This is a genomic window from Embleya sp. NPDC020630, from assembly GCF_044334985.1.
In the GTDB taxonomy this organism is placed as follows: Bacteria; Actinomycetota; Actinomycetes; order Streptomycetales; family Streptomycetaceae; genus Embleya.
Genome location: NZ_JBIRUB010000009.1, coordinates 63,772 through 82,796, shown reverse-complemented (window position 1 = coordinate 82,796; position 19,025 = coordinate 63,772). Strand labels below are relative to the sequence as shown.

The window sequence follows — 19,025 nt, the reverse complement described above, 5'->3', positions numbered from 1 at the left end:
CAAACCGTCGAGGAGAGCCGAGAGAGAAGAGCCATGGACTTCGACCGGGCCGACGCCCTCAACCAGGCCATCCGCCTACTGAGCCTGCGCCACCGGGCCAGGATCACCACCCTGCTCGCCCCCCTCGGCCTGCACCCCGGCCAGGAGGCACTGCTGCTCGAACTCGCCCGCAACGGCCCGATGATCCAGGGCCGACTCAGCGACGCACTCGGCTGCGAGCCGCCCAGCGTCACCCTGATGACCCGCAAACTCGAAGCCGCCGGCCACATCCGCCGCACCCCGGCACCCACCGACAAACGCGCCTCCGTCGTCGAACTCACCGACAGCGGCACCGACTTGGTCGAGCGGATCAAACAGGCATGGTGCACCCTGGCCGAGGAAACCGTGACCGGACTGCCGGAGCCGACCGTCGCCCAACTCCCCGACCTCCTCACCACACTGACCACCAACGTCGACACCAGACGCACCCGCCGACCCCACGACGGATGACCCGACACCACGAGAGGCACCGACCGCACCGGCCGGAGAACCCGGCTACAGGTCCAGCACCGCGCGCAACGCCTGATCGACCCGCTCCATCACCTCGCGGGCCACGGCGCCGACCAGCTTCGCGTCCTCGAACCCGGCGGTGCGCAACTGCCGAAGGTTGACCGCCACCGCGGTCGACGGCAGCGGCTGCTCGATCACCACGGACATCGCCGTGTCCGGGAAACGGCCCGCCGGATGCAGCACGATCGCGAGCACCGCCGCATAGGCCTGTTCGAGACCGTCCAGCGAGACGACCAGGACATCGCGGCCGTCGCCCAACGTCCAGATCTCGCCACGCCTCACAGCCCGTCGCCCTCGCCGCACAACTCCTCGCCCAGACCCAGCGCGGCCAACTGCCGAGCGGCGTCCAGCACCGCCTGCCGGCGCGCGGCCCGCACGATATAGGCATTCAGCGACAACCCCGCCGCCGCCGCGCCCGCCCGGATCGAGGCGTCGAGATCGTCGGGAATCCGCAACGTCATCACCGTCATGCCACCAACGTAGCAACCACACTCCGGTGGCGTCCCCCGGTGGCGGCGATTTCGCCCGACCGGACCTCGTTCCTCCCCTCCCACCCCGCGCGCATACCCCCACCCCACCCGCGCCCGTACCGCCGCACCGACACCGTTTGGGCGCGCGACCCCAGGGCAGGCCGCAGACATATCGTTCGTCCCACCGTGGGAGGTGACCGGTATGACCGCCGTGACCGAGTCGGTCGACGTGGACGTCCCGCTGCACACGGCGTATCTCCAGTGGACCCGCTTCGAGGAGTACCCGCAGTTCATGGACGGCGTCGAAGAGGTGGTCCGGCTCGACGCCCACCACCACTATTGGAAGACCTACACCGCGGGCGTGACCCGCGAATTCGGCACCGAAACCGAGGAACTCCCCGACGAACGCATCTCCTGGTGCACCGTGTCGGACGAACCCCGCCACCACGCGCTCGTGACCTTCCGCGCGGTCGACGCCGACCACACCACCATCGATGTCGTCACCGAAGTCGAACCCGAAGGCCTCACCGACACCACCGAGACCACCCCGCCCTTCACCGCGACCCGGGTCCGGCCGGACCTGCTGCGCTTCAAGGAACTCGTCGAGACCAAGGCCCTCGGCGCGATGCGCGACACCCCGAACGCCACCGGCCGCAGCCGCATCCCCCCGGACTGACACCGCCCCACCGCGCGACGAACGACGAGGCCGGCTCGACCATCCGCCGAGCCGGCCTCCTCACGCGCGACCACCCTCAAACGTTGCCCTCCGGCGGCTCCGGCGGCCGTTGCGGCGCGGGCGCCGTCGGCTCCCCACGCACATCCGCACGCTCGGCCCGCGCCGGATCAGCCTGCCACTCGTGCGCGGTCCGGTACCTGGCCAACCGGCCATCCCGGTCGTAATCCCCCACGCGCGCAGCGGAGTTGCGCCGCCGCGCCCGCATCCGCATCCCCGTCGCCACCATCGCCAGCGCCGCGCAGAACAACAGCGCCAGAGCCAGACCGGCCAGGAACGCCGCCAGCGTGTCGAGGGTGACCATGTCCGTGCCGAACATGCTCACCGTGTACTCGGGCCCCCCGGAGGTGTTGTACGCGACGAGCAGGGCCGCGAACGCGACACTCGCCGCCGCGATGAAGAGTCCGATGATGATCACGACGCTCACATCCGTTCCGCTCTGGATTGCGTGCGGCACCCCCACCCATCCACGCTACGCCCGTCTTCGGGCCGGCCCAACCCGTACCGGGCACGCTCGCACCGCGTCCGCGACCGGCCACACGCCGACACGATCGCCGAGGTCACACGGGTTGCGGCTCGGGCTCCGGGCCCGGCTCGGGTTCGGGCGTGGGCCCCGGTCGCGGCGGCTCCGGCTCCGGCACGGGCCCCGGCCCCGGTCCCGGCCAGGGCGTCGGCTGCGGCGGGCGGGTATCCGGGTCAACCGGCATGGGAATGGTCATCGCTCTGTCTCCCTCACATCGCTCCCCGGGTCCGCCCCGGGGTCTTTCGGCGGCGTCCGTCCCCACGACCTCCCGTCCGTCTCCCGCTCGGATCGCTCCACCGACGCGTCCCCGACGGCTCTCGCGCTCCGAACACTCCCTCCGCCCGCCTACCCGGATCCCGCACCGCGACGCGTCCACGACCCGTCCGTGATCCACCCGCGCCGCGCCGCCGAACTCCCCGCACCGGCGCGCGCCGGCTCCCGAACCCGTACGCGAGCCCGCCACGCGCTCACCCGGCGTCGCCGCCCTGCGGAACGATCACCAGCGGCCCGGGAGCGTGATGGATCAGCCCGTTGGTGACCGAACCGAGCAGCATGCCGCGGAAACCGCCCATCCCCCGACTGCCCACCACCAGACACAGCGCCTCCGCCGCCGCATCCGCCAACGCGCGCACCCGATGGCCCAGAATCGTCACCCGCTCCACCGACACGTCCGGATACTTCTCGCTCCACCCCGCCAACGTCTCGCCCAGCCGGATGAGCGCCTCCTCCACCTCTGCCTCGCTGCCGAACGCGGCCACCATGCTCGCCGTCGGCGGACGCACATGCACCGCCCGCAGGCCCGCGCCGCGCAACGAGGCGGTCTCGAAGGCGTACCCGACGGCCCGCTCGCACCCGGCCGACCCGTCGACGCCCACCACCACCGCCGGCGGCTCCCCGGTGATCGGCTCGGGCCCACGCACCACCGCCACCGGACACGGCGCGTGCGCACTCACCGGAACCGCGATGCTGCCCGTCGTCAACAACTCGGTGAACGCGGACAACCGGCGCGACCCGAGCACCAGCACACTCGCCTCACGCGCCTCCACCCGCAACACGTCCACCGGCCGCCCGTCCACCGCCGCCGTGGTCACCGCCACATCCGGTCTGCGCTTGGCCGCCACCACCCGCGCCTTGTCCAACAGCGCCTCGTCGGCCGCGCGCCGACGTTCGGCCCAACTGCGGCGCACCACGGGGACCCCGGCCTCGGGATACGTCTCGACCGACCAGTCGAAGACGTGCGCCCGATGCAGCCGCCCGTCGTGCCGGCTCGACTCCGCCGCGGCCTCCGCACCCGCCGGATCGGCCGGCCACTCCGACGCGTGGACCAGGCGCAGCGGCAGCGCGTGTCGGGCGGCCTCGTCGGCGGCCCAGGAGACGGCGAGCATGCCCGCCGCCGAGTTCTCGACTCCGACCACCACGGGCCGACGTCCGGTTGTCATGACAGCTCCCGGTCCTGGGAACCCCCCTCGATGGCGATGCTGTCCTTCCACTGTCCCTCGTCCGTCCGCCGTCTGCCTCGCGTGCGCGCGCCGTCGTCGCGACGACGGGCACTCGGTGCGCCGCAGTCGCAGAATCGAAGGAGCGGGACGAGCCGAGATCGGCGACCGCGATCACCCACCGCGCCCGCGCCGGAACGGCACGCGTCGGACCGGCGGGCGCCGATCACCCGGGCCGCGTCCCCGGAACCGTCCCCCACGGCCCGAGCCCCGGCCTGTTCCCCGCGTTCGCACGGAGGAGGAACCATGCTCTTCACCGATCGAGTCGACGCGGGTCGACAACTCGCCGCCGGGCTGAGCCACCTCGCCGGCGAGGACGTGCTCGTCCTGGGCCTGCCCCGAGGCGGGGTACCGGTCGCGGCGCAGGTGGCCGACGCCCTGCACGCGCCCCTGGACGTATGCCTGGTGCGCAAACTCGGCGTGCCGTCCCACCCCGAACTGGGCATGGGCGCCATCGCCGAGGACGGGACGCGCGTACTCAACGACCACGTCGTGCGCAGCTCGCGCGTCTCCGCGACCACGTTGCGCGACATCGAAGAGCGCGAGCGGGCCCTGCTGGCCGAGCGCGCGCACCGCTACCGGGGCCGCCGACCGCCCCCCGAACTCGCCAACCGCACCGTCTTGATCGTCGACGACGGCATCGCCACCGGATCCACCGCCCTCGCCGCCTGCCGCACCGTCCGGGCCCGCGGCGCCGCCCGCGTGATCCTCGCCGTACCCGTCGCGCCGTCCGGCTGGTCGGCGGGAGCGGACGCCGACGAACTGGTCTGCCTGCACAACCCCCTCGGCTTCATGGCGGTCGGACAGTTCTACTCGGACTTCTCCCAGACCACCGACGAGGAGGTCGTCGACTGCCTGGCCCGCGCCGCCGCCCGGAACCCGACACCGGGCCCGTCCGGCGGGGCCGGCCCGACGGACGAGGACGTGGACCTGCCCGTCGGAGCCGTGCGCCTGCGCGGCCGGCTCACCCTCCCCGCCGGAGCCGACCGCATCGTCGTGTTCGCGCACGGCAGCGGCAGCAGCCGACACAGCCCCCGCAACCGCTTCGTGGCAGACGTCCTCAACCGCGCCGGCCTGGGCACCCTGCTCTTCGACCTGCTCACCGAAACCGAGGAACAGGCCCGAGGCAACGTCTTCGACATCGAACTCCTGGCCGCGCGCCTCGTCGCCGTCACCCACCGACTCCGCGAACGACCCGAGGCCCGAACGGCGAGCGTGGCCTACTTCGGCGCCAGTACCGGCGCCGCCGCCGCGCTGTGGGCCGCGGCCGACCTCAGCGACCGGGTGAGCGCCGTCGTCAGCCGCGGCGGCAGGCCCGACCTGGCCACACCCCGCCTACCCGAGGTCACCGCCCCTACCCTGCTCATCGTCGGCGGCGACGACACGGGCGTCCTCGCCCTGAACGAACAGGCCCGCAACCGGCTGCGCTGCGAAAGCGAACTGGCGGTCGTGCCCCACGCCGGCCACCTCTTCGCCGAACCCGGCACCCTCGCCGCCGTCGCGGACCTGGCCCGAGCCTGGTTCACCGCCGACGCGCACCACCGCGCCCCGACGCCGCCGGCGTCGTGACCGCGCCGGGTCGCTCCGAAGTCACCCCGCGGACCCCGCGCGGACACGGTCGTAGACGAGGCACAGCGTGCCGTGCTCGCCCGCGGATTGTGCCGTGAGCGTCCACTCGGCCGCCGGCAGGCCGTCCTCGAACAGGCGCGGGCCGCCGCCGAGGAAGACCGGGAACACGGTGAGCGCCAGGCGGTCGACCGCGTCCGCGGCCAGCAGCGCCTTGATCACACCGGCGCTGGCGAGCACGAGGATGTCGCCGCCCTCGCTCGCCTTGAGGTCGGCGGCCACCTCTGCGGTCGGCCTGTTCACGATCGTCGTCCGCTCCCAGTGCGCGGGCGCCTGGCCGAGAGTGGAGGAGAGCACGACCTTCTCGGTCCCGACGAGCCACTTCGCGAAGCCCTCGTCGCGCGGATCGACGCCCTCCGCGCCGATGATCGTGGGCCAAAAGCCCAGGAATCCCTCGGCGTTGACCCGCCCGAGCAGTGCCGTCGTGGCCGGCTCCCACAGGTGGGTGAGGTGGTCGCGGGCGACGTCGGTGAGCGCGTACGGCATCACCCAGCTCATGTCCTCGGGGGCGTCGGGGCGGGCATAGCGGCCGTCGAGGGACAGGGCGATGTTGGTGACGATCCTGCGGCCGGCGGTCTGCGTGCTCATCGCGTGCTCCTGGTGTCGGTGTCGGGGGTGTGCGCGGCCGCGGCGAGGGCCGCCGCGAGCTTGTCGAGGCTTTGGCCGAAGCCGATCTCGATGCCGGCGATGAAGTCGGCCGACTCGACGGTGCTGTCGGTGATGTGCCAACGCACGTCGAGCCGGGTGCCGGCGCCGTCGGGGCGCAGGTCCAGCTCGACGTGGGAGGTGAAGGCGGGCCCGCCGTCGGGCAGCAGCGGCGAGAGCCGGTACGCGAGGCGCTCGCCGGGGCGTACCTCGTCGACGACGCCCTCCGCCCGGCCCACGACCGGGCCGCTGTCGTCGAGGTCCTCCGCATCGCGATACTCCAGCACGACCCGCCCACCGGGTCGCGCCTCGAAGACCAACTCTGCGACCCGCAGATCGTCGGGCACCCACCATCGACCCAGCAGAGCCGCCTCGGTCAGATACGGCCAGAGCACACCCGGCCGCGCCGGCAACGACCGGGCGAACCCGAAGGAGCGGCCGTCGGCCCACCCCGCCTCCCCGGCGGCGAGCCGCTCCACCTCCAGGCCGCGCCCGTAGCGGTCGTGGGTCTCCCCCGGCCCGCCGACGCGCTCGGCCGCATCGGCGATCCGCCCGAGCGCGTCGGCCAGTTCCCGCAGCGGACCGGGCCGCAGCGCATAGATCCGACGCTGCCCGCTGCGCTGCGACGCGACGATCCCGGCCCGCTCCAACGTCTGGAGGTGCTTGGTCGTCTGCGGTTGCCGCGCCTCGGCCAACCGAGCCAACACCCCGACCGGCCGAGGCCGCTGCGCCAACAACACGACAAGCCGCAGGCGAGCCGGATCGGCGAGCGCGACAAGGAGTTCGTCCATGCCTCAAGTATTCACTCACACGAATATTCGTGTCAACGAATACTTTTCGAAGGCTTGTTCAGCCTTCAAAGAGCCTGTTATCGACCCGCCTTGCGGCAGAGGATTTCTCCGTGTTGCACCGAGAACCAGCCGTCCTCGCGACCGCCCCACTGCCGCCAGGCGTTCGAGACCGCGTGCAGTTCGTCGGGGGTCGCGTGGCCGCCGGCGACGGCGCGGTCCGCGTAGGCCGAGGCCAGGGTCCGGTCCGCCCACAGGCCGCTCCACCAGGCGCGCTCGGCCGAGTCGGCGAAGCACCATGTGCTCGACGTGGCGGTGATGTCGGGGTAACCGGCTTGCAGCGCCCAGGACTTGAGCCGCCGCCCCGCGTCCGGCGCGCCGCCGTTGGCGCGGGCCACCCGCAGGTACAGGTCCAGCCATTCGTCCATGCCGGGCGCGGGCGGAAACCAGACCATCGCCGGATAGTCCGCATCCCGGGCGGCGATGAAACCGCCCGGCCTGGTCACGCGGTACATCTCCCGCAGGGCCCGCACCGGGTCGCCCACGTGTTGCAGCACCTGGTGCGCGTGTACGACGCAGAACGTGTCGTCCGGGTAGTCCAGGGCGTGCACGTCGGCCACCGCGAACTCCGTGTTGGCCAGCCCGCGTTCGGCGGCCGTGGCGCGCGCCCGCTCCACGATGTCCGGCGCGTGGTCGACACCGGTGACCCCGCCGTCGGGGACCAGCGCCGCCAGGTCGGCCGTGATGGTGCCCGGCCCGCACCCGATGTCCAGGATCCTCATGTGCGGCTCGATCCGATCGAGCAGGTAGGCCGCCGAGTTGGCGGCGGTCCGCCAGGTGTGTGACCGCAGCACCGACTCATGGTGCCCGTGCGTGTATACGGCGGATTCCTTTGACATGACGTCCCCATCTCTCGCCTGCTCGCAGCCCGATTCACGCGTGTCCACGTCGCGAACCGATGCACCCCACCGTACGCCGGCATGTCGAATGATGAGATTTGAATCTCGACATCCGGACATCAGGAGAGTCGACATCATCCGAACGCAGATCAGCCGGGGTCTCGTTCGACGCCGCGATCACGTGGCGCGCGCCCGGCGGTGGAGTCCGGGCCGGGCGAGGCATCGACGACCGGCGGCTCCTGCGGATGGATCGCGACCACCGCGGTGAAGCCGGTGGCGGTCGGATCCGGCACCACCCGGCGACGGCCGTCGATGATCGCGCGGGCCCGGGCCGCACGCGCCGCGGCCTCTTCCAGGGACATCGGTTCGGCCGCCGCCCCGGACCCATCACCCGCGGGTACCACCGGCCCCCTGTCCGGCCGCACCCGAGGCGGCGCACCGGGCGCGACCTCCTTCGGCTTCTGCCACCGCGACGCCGGCACCGGATCGAAACGCCCCCCGCCGAACCGGCGCAACCACGACGACCCCACTGCGCCCGACGCCGCAGCGACCCGCTCGCGGCGGTCGAGTTCCACACGGGCCGCACGCGCCTGCTCGCGAGCCTCGGCCGTATGCGTGTACCAGGCGGCACGCGTGGCGTGAATCGACTCCAGCACACGCGCCTCGGACTCGGCGACGGCGTACCGGGACTCGGCCGACTCGGCCGCACGCTTCGCGGCCGCCGACTCCTCCGGCGACACCGCGGTCCACGAACGCATCAACGCCTCCGCCCGCGCCCGACGCCAACGCGCCTGCTCCCCCGCATTCGCCCGCAGCCGGTCCGTCACATGCGGCGGAGCCCACCGCTCCTCCCGCTCGTACCGATCCAGACAACGCTGGAGCTCGGCCGTCGACGCAACGGCGAACCGATGCGTCTCCCCGGTCGCACCCAAGGCTTCGGCGGCACGATCCCACGCATGCCGCGCATCCACCGCATCCACCGCCGGAGCCGGCCCGATGGCATCACCCCGATGCGTATACCCGTACGCCTCCCGATAGTTCGCCACCAGTCCCGCCCGACGCACCCACTCCTCCCGCGCCCCGGGATCCACCGGCACCGCACCCAACCGCTCGACCAGCCATCCCGGCGGCGAGTCCGCCGCTTGATGCCCCAGTTCGACCACACGCCGATCCATCGCCGCGGCCAACTCCCGCAGATGCACACCGACCGCGTCCGACTCCGACACCGACGCAGAACGAGCCGCATATCCGGACCGGGCCCCGGACAACCCCCGCCCGCCCGTCACCTCCGCCACCCGCGCCAACTCCCGCTCCACCCGCCAATGCAGCACCTCCGCCACACTGTCCGCGTCCGCCAACCGCCGCTCCCGGATGACCCTTCGCAACATGCCGTGAGCGTCGTACCCCGCGTCCTCCACCCGCCGCATCAACCGCGTCAGCGCGCCGAACGCCGCTTCCTCCTCGACCCGATCCCCACCCTCCGCACCCAGTTCCGCCCGCACCACATCCAGACAACCCGCCGCGGCGCGCTGCTCCATCAGATCGCTCCACACCGGCACCCGCGTCCGCAGGGACTCCGCGTCGGCGAACGCCTCCCGCAACGCCTCGGTCGCCGAGCGTTGCGCCTCGCTACGCCCGAGCACCGCCGCGAACACCCCCCGCGGATGCGCCGCCTCCCCACCACTCGCAGCCAGGTACACGTGATTGGCCAGCCGGGCCCGGGTCAGCGCCACATACAACTGCTCACGCGTCATGCCCGTGGTGACCAGCGCATGCGCCGCGTCGACCGTACGCCCCTGAACCGCGTGCACCGTCCCGGCATAGGCCAGCTCGACATGGTCACGCACATACCGCGCCGGCACGCGAAGGGTCTCCCCATCCTCGTACGCCACGGTCAAACCACCGTCCCCGTGCCGGGCCAACACCCGGACCACATCCCGGTTCGTCGCCCAGTGCCGCCGCCCCGAACTCGTCAACGACGGGTCGTTGCGCCGAAGTTGCACCCGATCCCCACGCCCGGCCACGTTCCCGTCCGCCAGCGCCACACCCTCGTGCTCCACCCGCCCGAGCCGCACCAGATGCGCCCGCGCCCGCCCCGACAACTCGGCCGCCGACTCCCGCGTCGGCACCACCAACAGCGCGTCCACACCCGAGAGATGGTCCGCCAACCAAGCCCGATAGGCCGCGTCCTTCATCTCCTCGACGCCACCGCCGTGCGCCCGCCCGCGCAGGTCGTACTCGGCGAAGACCTCCGCGTCCCCCTCGCGCAACCGCAGACTGGCCGCCCGCTCCCACCCGTCCCGAAACCGGCGCACCTCCTCCAGAACATGCGCATGCGGCAGATCACGCGCCAGCAGACCGAACATGCCGCCCGCGCCGATCTCGGCCGTCTGCCCGTGATCACCCGCCAAAACCACCTTCGCCCCCGCGTCGGCCGCCAGCGACAAGATGCTCGCCAAGTCCGCCGTCGAACACGTCCCCGCCTCGTCCACGATGACCAACTCGCCCGCGTGAAACGTGTACAACTCACGATCCGGCACCGGCTCACCGGCCGCGATCGCCGCGTTCGCGATCAGGAACCGCCGCACGTTGGCTACGCGCGAAACCCCCTCGTCGGCCATCACCCGCGCCTGCCGCTGCCCGACCGCCAACCCCTTGACCGTCCCGCCGCCCGCCTCCCACAGCGCGCACAAGGCCGCGATCGTGTACGACTTGCCCGTCCCCGCCGGGCCCACCAGGACGTCGACGAAACGCCCGGCCGTGGCCAAGTCCCGCACCGCCGCCGCCTGATCCGACCCGAGCGCCCCACCCGCCAGGAACCCCTCCACCAACTCGGTCCGCACACAGGGCGCCTGCCGCCGACCGGCGTACGCGATGATGCGCGCCTCGACATCCAACTGCTCGATCGTCGTATAGAGCGTCGCCTCCGGCCGCGCGTACCGCGACGCCCCGTCCGACAACGACAGCGCCGCCGGCCCCCCCGCGGCCGGATCAGGCGCCGCGAGCCGCACCACCCTCGCACCACCGGACCCCGCAGCCGGGGACAACGCCCGCGTCACCAACTCGTCCAGCAACCCCCGAATACCATCCGGCGACAAACCGCCCAACCCGTCCGGCAGTTGCCGATTCAACTCGGCCACCAACTCGGCCCGCCGAAACGTGGGCCGGGTCAACGTCAGTTGTCCGATCGCCTTCGCGACCACCCGGTCCGGGTCGAACGCCGGCTCCGACACCGGCTCCGCACCGGCGTCGAGCACCCGACGCGCCACTCCCGCCAACGACTCGCGCAACGTGGAGGTGACCACGCGCTCCCACCGCGCCAGCAGTTCCTCACGCGGCACCGCGTGCTTCTTCTTCGGGGCCCGAGTGTGCAACGTCGCGGTCTGCGCGAGACACGTCAACTCGTACGCCGACGGCGACCGTCCGTGCACCGCCCGATACAGCGCCACCATCTCCTCGACCCTCGCCGAGATCGCCCGCCGCCGCGAGGAGAACCGCTCACGCAACTCCGCGCCCACCCCCACGATTTCCCGAGCCCGACCATCCGGCCGCAACGCGAACCGCACACCCAACGCCCGGGTCAACGCCTCCTCCGCCACCCGCTCCGCGAGAGCCGCCGCCGCGGGACGCTGGGCGTACACCGCCCGCCCGTCCAGAGTTCGCCAACGTTCGATCCGCTGCCCCGTATACGGATGCACCTCCACGGACCGCACCCGATTGAGCACCGCGCAATGCACATGCAACTGCGGCTCCTCATCACGCGAGGTGTGCTGCCGGAAAGCCGCCACCGTCCACTCGTGCGCGTCCACCCGCCGCACCCCGTTGTGCCCCGCCCGAGAAAAACCGGCGTGCTCCTGCAGATGATCGATCCCGGCCCGAACCCCCGCCATCCACGCGTCCCAAACCGCCTGGGCCTCCTCGTATCGCCCATCCGCCTGCAGCGCCGCATGGAACACCGACCAACTCTTCGGAGCCGAGAAGGTCAGGTCGAGATACTTCACCGCCCGGACCTGGGTCGCGTGCACCCGAGCGACGACGGCCGCCCGCTCCTCCGGCGTCGCCTCGTCCGGCAACGCGGCGAGCGCATCGGCGAGGCGCTGCTCCACCGTCCGATACCTGCGCGGCGCCGCGCCCAAGGCGGCACCGCTCACCGGGTCGACAAGGTCCCCATAGAGCCTTTCCATGACCTCGGCATCGACCTCACCACGCAGCCCGAACGCCGCGGCCCCCGCCCCCAACCACACCCCGGGCGGCTCCCCCGCGACCTCGATCGCCTTCAGGTAGTAGTGCTCCGCACCGCGCCCGACCTGATCGGTGAGGTATCGATGATCGCTGCCCGCCGAGATCGTCAGCACGCACAGAGGGTAACCACGAACCCCAACTACCGGAAGAGGCAGGCAAGATGCATAGGTGTGCGATTTTCGATCCTTCACCCTCCGTACCCCCACGGCAGGTGACCCCGACCTCCGCGACCCGGCGCAAGCCGGCACGACGGCGCCGCCCGACGCGGCCGGGAACCCACGGCGCCGGGCCTACACTGGGCGGTGGTCGCTCGTGGGAGCCACCGGCAGGGGTCGGCGATTTTGCCCAACCGAGGCCGATCACGGCCTCGGTACGGACTCCGGTCCGAGTCGCCGACCCCGTCCCCGCCGGTCGGGCCGGGGGCTCGCGGCGGGCACCGGGCCGCGCCGCGAACCCCCGGGATCGAAGGGTCAGTCGGTCGTGAGGTCGACCATCGAGGCGGTCGCCATCCGGGTCAGGTACGCGGCGCCGACGCCGATCGCCTCCTCGTCCACGTCGAAGTCGCCCTCGTGGAGGTGGGCGGCCGACTCGGGGTCGACCCCGCGGGACCGCACGCCGAGCCGGACGAGGTTGCCCGGCACGCCCGGCATGTCCGGGACCCCGGGGACGTTGCTGACGCCCTTCAGGTACCAGGCGCCGTCCTCACCGCCCTGGCTCTGCTCCGTGTCGACCACCGCCTCCTCGCCGAACAGGTCGACGATCGCCTCGCGCGACCGGTAGCCGAGGCTGTTCACGACGGGCGGCATCCGGTGGAGCATCTGCGTCCACGTGACACCGCTGCCGCTCGCGAGCTTGGCGGCCTCGACGTGTTCGGCGAAGATCGCCCCGATCCGCTCCCACGCCTCGGGGTCGGCCGTGCGCATCGTGCCGCCCAACTCGCCGCGCGGGTCGATGATGTTGCGCGCGTGGCCGGTGTGGATCACCGGGGTGGAGATCACCACGCCGTCGCGGGGGGCGAACCTGCTCGGGATGGCCAGCAGCGCGTTCGCCATCCGGATCAGCGCGGCGGGCACGTTCGCGGTCAGGTGGGGTCGGGCACCGTGGCCGCCCTTGCCCTCGGCGTGGAAGTGGAACGTGTCCGTCCCCGACGTGATCGGCCCGTCCAGGACCCCGATCCGGCCGACCTCCTTGGTCGGGTCGCAGTGCAGCATGTGGAGGGACTCGACCTCCCCGTCGCCGAGCAGCCCGTCCCGCATGGCGACCAGCGCGCCACCGGGCTGGACCTCCTCGGCGGGCTGGAACACCAGCCGGACGGGCCGGGTCAGCAGGTTCTGCTCCCGGAACCGGGCCAGAGTGAGCGCGGCCCCCAGGAGTGCGGTGGTGTGTACGTCGTGGCCGCAGGCGTGCGTCTTGCCGTCCACGGTCGAGCGGTACGGGACGTCCTTGAGGTCGTGGACCGGAAGGGCGTCGATGTCGGCGCGCAGCGCGACGGTGCGACGCGCCGCCGCCGAGGCGGTGGTCGGAACGATGTCGCAGATGAGTCCGGTCCCGCAGGAGAGGACGCGGGGGGCGAGTCCGGCCTCGCGCAGGCGCTCGACCAGCTTTTCGGTGGTGCGGGTCTCCTCGAAGGCCACCTCGGGGTGCATGTGCAGGTCGCGGCGGAAGGCGATCAGCTCGGGGGTGAACCCGTCGATGTCGCGGATGATTCGAAGTGCCGAGGGCTTGGTCACGGGTGGTGCTCCTTGGTGTGGGATGTCCGGCGAGCTCGGGGCGGGCTTTGCCAACCCGTCCGGCGCTCGTAAGGGCTCGGGAGATGGGCGGAGGGGTTCCGCCGCGCGGTGTGGGACTCGGTGATCGGTGGGCCGCGCGCCCGGCCGGTGACTCCCTTTTTGGAGCCGGGCAGGCTCCGCCAGATCGCGCGTCGGGTGTGGTGTCCAGACATCTTTTTCGTCTGGACACCACACCCGAGGTGTGATCTCCTCCGGTGCCCGGCCAAGAAGGGAGCGCCGGTCGGGTGTGTGGCCCACCGGGCGCCGAGGCCCATGCCGCGCGGCCCACCCGCGGCCCTCGGCCCATCTCCCGAGCCCGCCCGAACACCGGCCGTGGGCACTGCCGCCCCGAGCTCGCCGGACATCCCCTCGGCGAGCGGCGCCACCCGCGACGGGGCCCGCGGCGCGCCGAATCATCCACGACATCGACACGCTCACCCCGAGCCGATCGCCTTCCGCCGCGACCTGCGCGTGCGCGCCGAGCCGGACTTCGAGGAGACCCGCGCCGCCGAAAAGCTGGTCGAGCACCCACGGGGCCGGACTCGCCCCCCGCGTCCGTACCCGAGGAACCGCACTCGTCCGCGACATCGCTCGACCACCGCCTCGGCGGCGGCGCGTCGCACCGTCGCGCTGCGCGCCGACCTCGACGCCCTTCCGGTCCACGGCCGCGCCCGTCCCGTACCGCTCGACCGTGGACGGCACCGGACGCATGCCTGCGGTCACGACGTACACACCACCGCACTCCCGGCGGCCGCGCTCACTCCGGCCCGGTTCCGGGAACAGGACCAGCTGATCCGGGCGGTCCGGCCGGTGTTCCGGCGCGATCGCGGAGGTGCGGCCCGGTGGAGCGCCGGTCGCCGTGCGGGACGGGGTACTCGGCGGCGGGGAGGTCGAGTCCGTCCGCGTGCCGCTCCGCGACCCGACCAAACAGGTCGGCCGGATCGGGGTCCTGGGCGGGGCGGTCGCGTCGGGGACGGACACGTTCCATTTCCACCCCGGGGGCAAGCGGACTCGGTGACCGACCCCACCCGACCGCGAACGTGGTCGCCGCGCCGATTCGGATGGCGAACGCGCTGCTGGCCATCCCGAGCAGGTTCGCCCCCCGCACCGGGGTGGTGATCACCACCCCGGTGATCCACAGCGGCCACGCGCGCCATCATCGACCCGCCCGGCGAGTTGGGCGGCGCAACGCGCACGGCCGACCCCGAGGCGTGGGAGCGGATCGAGACGATCTTCGCCGAACATGCCGAACCGCCAAGCTCGCGAGCGGCAGCGGTGTCACGTGGACGCAGATGCTCCACCGGATGCCGCCCGTCGTGAGCACCCTCGGCGGCGGGTCGCGCGAGGCGACCGGCGGCGTGTTCGGCGCGGACGCGGCGGTCGGCGCGGAACAGAACCGGCCGATGCGGACCGCACCTGGTGCCCGAAGGGCAGCGGGGGCGTTCCCGGCTCCGGGGCATGCCGGGTGTGCCGGGCAACCCCTCGGTTCGACGTCCGGTCCATCGGCGTCGATGCCGAGCCGTACTCCCGCCTCCACGAGGGCGGATTCGGCGTGGACGAGGACACGGGGTCCGTCGACGCCGGGTAGTACCCGACCCGGATGGCAACCGGACACCGGAATCGCGGCCAACGGGCCCACCGAACCCGGGGGTTCGCGGTGCGGCCCCCGCGCACCCGCGGCGAGCCCCCGGCCCGACCGGCGACCGCGCACGGGCGCGGAGCGCACGTGTCACACCCGACGGCCGGCCGCGCCGCAGCCGGCATCCGGTGCGCCGCACCGGCCGTTCCGGGGGCGCGCGGCGCCCCCGGGCAACCCCGGCCCGGCCGGGCTCCTTCGCATCGTGATGCACCGGTGTGTCGTCCCGGCGCCGCGAAGCAGAGCCGGGACCGGGACCCCACCACCCTGCCCGCCGGCTCACGATCCGAGCCGGCCGCAAACGACCCCGACATTGCCAACCAACCGTGCAATAACGAAAGTTCAGCGAAAGAAATCAGGTTACCTCGCGCACTATCTTGCTTCCGTGCCTTCCTTTCCCTCTTCACGCCCCGGATACTGGCTCCCCGAACACACATCCCTCGCCCCACCGGTCGCGACCAGGGAGCCCCGAATGCCCACCGATCAGGACCTCCCCGGCGCGCCGAGCCCAAGCGGCGACGGGCCCACCCGGGCCCGGCTTCCTCGTGAGCCGGGCGGGCGGCGGCGGGTGACCAAGGTGCTGATGACCGAGGCCGAATACACCTTCGTGAGCGCCAAGGCCGCCGCACAGGGGGTGAGCGTCCCCAGACTCCTGGTGGAATCCGCCGCCAACGACGCGCCCACCGCCACCGAACGACGCGCGTTCTACGCCGAACTCCTGGCCGTACGCCGGCAATTGGCGCACATCACCGACGCGTTGGCGCGCATCGGCGACGGCCCCTCCGGCCACGACCCGGCCACCCTCACGAACCTCACCACCCGGCTCGCCGCGTCACTGGACCGCCTCGACTCGACCGGCACCGGACCCGCCGCGTGATCGCCAAGATCTCCGGCGCCGCCGAGCGCCACGACGACATGGCCCAACTCGTCACCTACCTGTTCGGCCCCGGCCGATCGAACGAGCACGTGGACCCGCACCCGATAGCCGCCTCGGCCGGACTGGACCTCGACCTCGACCCGATGTCACTGGCCGCCCAACTCGACGCCCCCAGGCGGCTGTTCGGTACCGTCGTCAAACACGGATCGGTTTGGACCGCCGCGCTTTCCACCGGCCCCGACGACCGACGGCTCACCGACGCCGAATGGGCGGACGCGGCCCGAGCCCTCGTCGACCGCCTGGGCTTCGGTGACGATTCCGGCAGGGCCCCCTGCCGCTGGGTCGCCGTGCGCCACGGGGTATCCAAGCGGGGTAACGACCACATCCACATCGCCGTCGGCCTGGTCCGCGAGGACGGCACCCGCGCCGATCTCTGGCGGGACCGGGTCATCGCGTCCGCCGTCTGCGCCGACCTCGAACAGCGCTTCCAGCTGACCCCCGTCGAGGGCAGGCGCGACGGACTGGGGCATCCCGGCTACAACCGCGCGAACGCCGAATGCGCCATCCGCCGAGGTCGTCCCGAACTCGAACAGGTCACCCTGGCACGTCACATGCGCGCCGCGGCGGTCAGCGCCCGCGATGAGCCGGACTTCCTGCGCCGTCTCGCGGCGTACGGCCTGATCGTGCAACCACGCCGCGCCCAGTCGCGTGAAACCGTCGGCTTGTCGGTCGCCCTCCCCTCACCCGACGGATCCCCCGCCATCCGCTACGGAGGCCGCCGGCTCGGCGCGGACCTGAGCCTCCCCCGACTCCGCCGGCAGTGGCCCGACCGACCGGACGCCGACTCCGTCACGAGCCCCGATCCCCACGCGGACACGAACCCGCCCCCGGCTCCGGTCCCCACCTGGACCCGGGCCGCGTCCGAGGTGGCCCGCGCTCGCCGCCGAATCCGCACCGGATCCCCCCACCGACCCGCCCTCTGGGCCTGCCTCGCCCGCGAAACCGCCGGCGTCCTGGCCGCCTGGTCCCTCCGCGACGAACCCGACCGGCCCGGCCCGATGGCCCGAGCCGCCGACGTTCTGGCGCGAAGTGCCGTACATCCCGGACAAGTTCCCCGATCAGCCGAAGCCGACCTGCGCTCGGCCGCGTTGGCCGTCACGGGCGCGCCCGCGACCTCGCCCCGTGCCCGCGCCGACCAGGCGCGCCTCCTCCGGGAACTGCGCCTCACCATCGAAGCCCTACGCACCGCCGAATCAGCCAGTCGGCCGACCCAGGCCGCGCAACTGGGCGCTCTCGAACCCGAGTTGCGACGCCTCGAACACCGCCTCCGCTCCCCGTCCCTCGCGTGAACGGGCTATCCGCGCGTCGCGTCCTTTCGACCCCCCACCCCGGAGGCTTATCGTCGGGCCTACGCGCATGCGACGAAAGGCTGCTCGGTGTCAGAATCACTCAGTCCATGGGTTGACCAGTCCGCATCGGGTGGCCGTGGGAACAACGGTTCCCGACGGGGCGTCGTCAATCGCATCCGCGCCGCACGCGCCCGGCGGCGTACCACACGCATCTCGAGGATGCGCCGGGCCGCCGCGGGCCGAGGCCCAGCCTGGCAGAACGCCCGCTACGCCCCCCGGCGGCGCCCCTTGCGCCGAGCGGCGAGGATCGCGACGGCCCGCGCCAAGCGGACCGCCAAGAACTACACCAACGGCGCCATCTCCACGGCCAAGGCAACCGGCCGAAACATCGCCCGCCGTGGGGTGGCCGGATACATCAACTCCCGCAGCGCCCTCAGCAGAGGCTCCAACCGGGTCAAGAGCTACCGGAACACCGTCGTCTCCGCGGCCAAGCACTACGCGAGCACCGCCTTCGAGGCGGTCAAGAACTACGCCTTGGACAAGGCCCTCGAGAAGTACAACGAATATCTCGACGCGCGCGACACCCTCGACCGAGCCGTCAACTCGGTCAAGACAACGGCCAAGCGCTACACGAACACCGCCATCTCCGCGGCAAAGACACACGGCCGCAGCGTCGCTCGCCGCGGAGCCGCCGCGTACATCAACGCTGCCGCCCCCGGTCTTCCCGGGCCCAACCGGCCGATGTACAGGGTGCCGTTGAACACACGTCCCATGAACACACGGCCCATGAACACACGGTCGCAGATCAACCGGGAGCCCGGCAGAGCACGCGCCTTCTTGGGCAACCTCGCCCGCAACGGAGGGCAGTTCTTCGTCAGGGTCGGTCAAGGCATCCGCGACAGGGTGAACGACTTCCGCGCCTCCCGCAGCGCGGCGAAGGCCGCGAAGAACAACCGCGCGTCGGCCGCCGAGTCGAGCAGGCGTCGTAGCGCCGCGATCCAGGGCCGTAACGCGGCCACCGGTCGCGCGGCGGCGGGCCGTGGACCGGCCCGGACCCCGGCTCCACCGGTCACGCCGCGGATGAGCCCCACGAGGACGACCGCGGCTCGCGGCAACCAGGTGCCCGACCGCGTGCGGGTGGCGTCTCGCCCGACCGGCCGGGCGCGCGCTGCCGCCGGCGCGTCCACCTCGCACAACGCCCGGCTGCGGCGCGTCGCCGGCGCGACCCAGGACGCGGCCCGCCAGCGGCAGCGGGAACAGGGCCGCGGGCTGGAGCGCTAGGAAATTCCGATCTTGACGGAAACGTCGAAGCGGGCGGGGGGGGGGGCCCCCCCCCGCGGGGGGGTGAGCCCCCCCCCCAACCAAAAAAAACACAAAAAAAAGTTGAACCAACAACAGGCCCCCCCCCCCCCCACACGACACC

General features: G+C 72.6%; 15 protein-coding genes. 6 read left to right on the top strand and 9 right to left on the bottom strand.

The window, feature by feature from the left end; translation table 11 throughout:
• Nucleotides 1-33 precede the first annotated feature (33 nt).
• Nucleotides 34-489 (top strand): MarR family winged helix-turn-helix transcriptional regulator, encoded by a 456-nt coding sequence (locus tag ACH4XV_RS28415; RefSeq protein WP_395794585.1) that lies wholly within the window; start codon nt 34-36, stop codon nt 487-489.
• A 45-nt stretch (nt 490-534) separates the two neighbouring features.
• On the opposite strand, the gene ACH4XV_RS28410 is transcribed toward ACH4XV_RS28415, so the two are convergent.
• Both ACH4XV_RS28410 and ACH4XV_RS28405 read right to left on the bottom strand, forming a co-directional pair.
• Nucleotides 535-831, bottom strand: a complete 297-nt coding sequence (locus tag ACH4XV_RS28410) for a type II toxin-antitoxin system PemK/MazF family toxin (protein WP_395794583.1) — start codon at nt 829-831, stop codon at nt 535-537.
• Nucleotides 828-1,019: a toxin-antitoxin system HicB family antitoxin gene (locus ACH4XV_RS28405; protein WP_395794581.1), complete on the bottom strand. Its 192-nt coding sequence runs from the start codon at nt 1,017-1,019 to the stop codon at nt 828-830. The genes ACH4XV_RS28410 and ACH4XV_RS28405 overlap by 4 nt, the downstream gene beginning before the upstream one ends.
• A 202-nt stretch (nt 1,020-1,221) precedes the next feature.
• Between ACH4XV_RS28405 and ACH4XV_RS28400 the strand changes: the two genes are divergently transcribed.
• Complete coding sequence (locus ACH4XV_RS28400) at nt 1,222-1,695, top strand: SRPBCC family protein (RefSeq protein ID WP_395794579.1); 474 nt, start codon at nt 1,222-1,224, stop codon at nt 1,693-1,695.
• 76 nt (nt 1,696-1,771) lie between these two features.
• Here ACH4XV_RS28400 and ACH4XV_RS28395 read toward each other — a convergent pair whose 3' ends face one another.
• Together ACH4XV_RS28395 and ACH4XV_RS28390 are read right to left on the bottom strand one after the other, a co-directional pair.
• Complete coding sequence (locus ACH4XV_RS28395) at nt 1,772-2,170, bottom strand: hypothetical protein (RefSeq protein ID WP_395794577.1); 399 nt, start codon at nt 2,168-2,170, stop codon at nt 1,772-1,774.
• A 572-nt stretch (nt 2,171-2,742) separates the two neighbouring features.
• Nucleotides 2,743-3,714, bottom strand: coding sequence for a universal stress protein (locus tag ACH4XV_RS28390; RefSeq protein WP_395794575.1), 972 nt, complete (start codon nt 3,712-3,714; stop codon nt 2,743-2,745).
• 303 nt (nt 3,715-4,017) lie between these two features.
• On the opposite strand from ACH4XV_RS28390, the gene ACH4XV_RS28385 reads away from it, so the two are divergent.
• On the top strand, nt 4,018-5,340 hold the full coding sequence (locus ACH4XV_RS28385; protein WP_395794573.1) for a phosphoribosyltransferase family protein: 1,323 nt from the start codon (nt 4,018-4,020) through the stop codon (nt 5,338-5,340).
• Nucleotides 5,341-5,361: 21 nt separating this feature from the next.
• Here ACH4XV_RS28385 and ACH4XV_RS28380 read toward each other — a convergent pair whose 3' ends face one another.
• The 5 genes from ACH4XV_RS28380 to ACH4XV_RS28360 all read right to left on the bottom strand — a co-directional run bounded on the left by ACH4XV_RS28380 (nt 5,362) and on the right by ACH4XV_RS28360 (nt 13,701).
• Nucleotides 5,362-5,985: a dihydrofolate reductase family protein gene (locus tag ACH4XV_RS28380; RefSeq protein ID WP_395794571.1), complete on the bottom strand. Its 624-nt coding sequence runs from the start codon at nt 5,983-5,985 to the stop codon at nt 5,362-5,364.
• Nucleotides 5,982-6,833: a metalloregulator ArsR/SmtB family transcription factor gene (locus ACH4XV_RS28375; protein ID WP_395794569.1), complete on the bottom strand. Its 852-nt coding sequence runs from the start codon at nt 6,831-6,833 to the stop codon at nt 5,982-5,984. Before ACH4XV_RS28375 ends, ACH4XV_RS28380 begins: the two co-directional genes overlap by 4 nt.
• Nucleotides 6,834-6,910: 77 nt before the next feature.
• Nucleotides 6,911-7,729, bottom strand: coding sequence for a class I SAM-dependent methyltransferase (locus tag ACH4XV_RS28370; protein ID WP_395794567.1), 819 nt, complete (start codon nt 7,727-7,729; stop codon nt 6,911-6,913).
• A gap of 149 nt (nt 7,730-7,878) precedes the next feature.
• On the bottom strand, nt 7,879-12,084 hold the full coding sequence (gene mobF / locus ACH4XV_RS28365; protein ID WP_395794565.1) for a MobF family relaxase: 4,206 nt from the start codon (nt 12,082-12,084) through the stop codon (nt 7,879-7,881).
• A gap of 357 nt (nt 12,085-12,441) precedes the next feature.
• Nucleotides 12,442-13,701: an amidohydrolase gene (locus tag ACH4XV_RS28360; protein ID WP_395794563.1), complete on the bottom strand. Its 1,260-nt coding sequence runs from the start codon at nt 13,699-13,701 to the stop codon at nt 12,442-12,444.
• A gap of 2,147 nt (nt 13,702-15,848) precedes the next feature.
• Here ACH4XV_RS28360 and ACH4XV_RS28355 point away from each other — a divergent pair.
• From ACH4XV_RS28355 to ACH4XV_RS28345, 3 genes are all read left to right on the top strand, one after another.
• Nucleotides 15,849-16,253: a plasmid mobilization protein gene (locus tag ACH4XV_RS28355; protein ID WP_395794561.1), complete on the top strand. Its 405-nt coding sequence runs from the start codon at nt 15,849-15,851 to the stop codon at nt 16,251-16,253.
• Nucleotides 16,250-17,602, top strand: a complete 1,353-nt coding sequence (locus ACH4XV_RS28350) for a relaxase/mobilization nuclease domain-containing protein (protein ID WP_395794559.1) — start codon at nt 16,250-16,252, stop codon at nt 17,600-17,602. Before ACH4XV_RS28355 ends, ACH4XV_RS28350 begins: the two co-directional genes overlap by 4 nt.
• A 219-nt stretch (nt 17,603-17,821) precedes the next feature.
• A complete protein-coding gene (locus ACH4XV_RS28345) occupies nt 17,822-18,883 on the top strand; it encodes a hypothetical protein (protein ID WP_395794557.1) in 1,062 nt (353 codons plus the stop codon).
• The last annotated feature ends 142 nt before the right edge of the window (nt 18,884-19,025 follow it).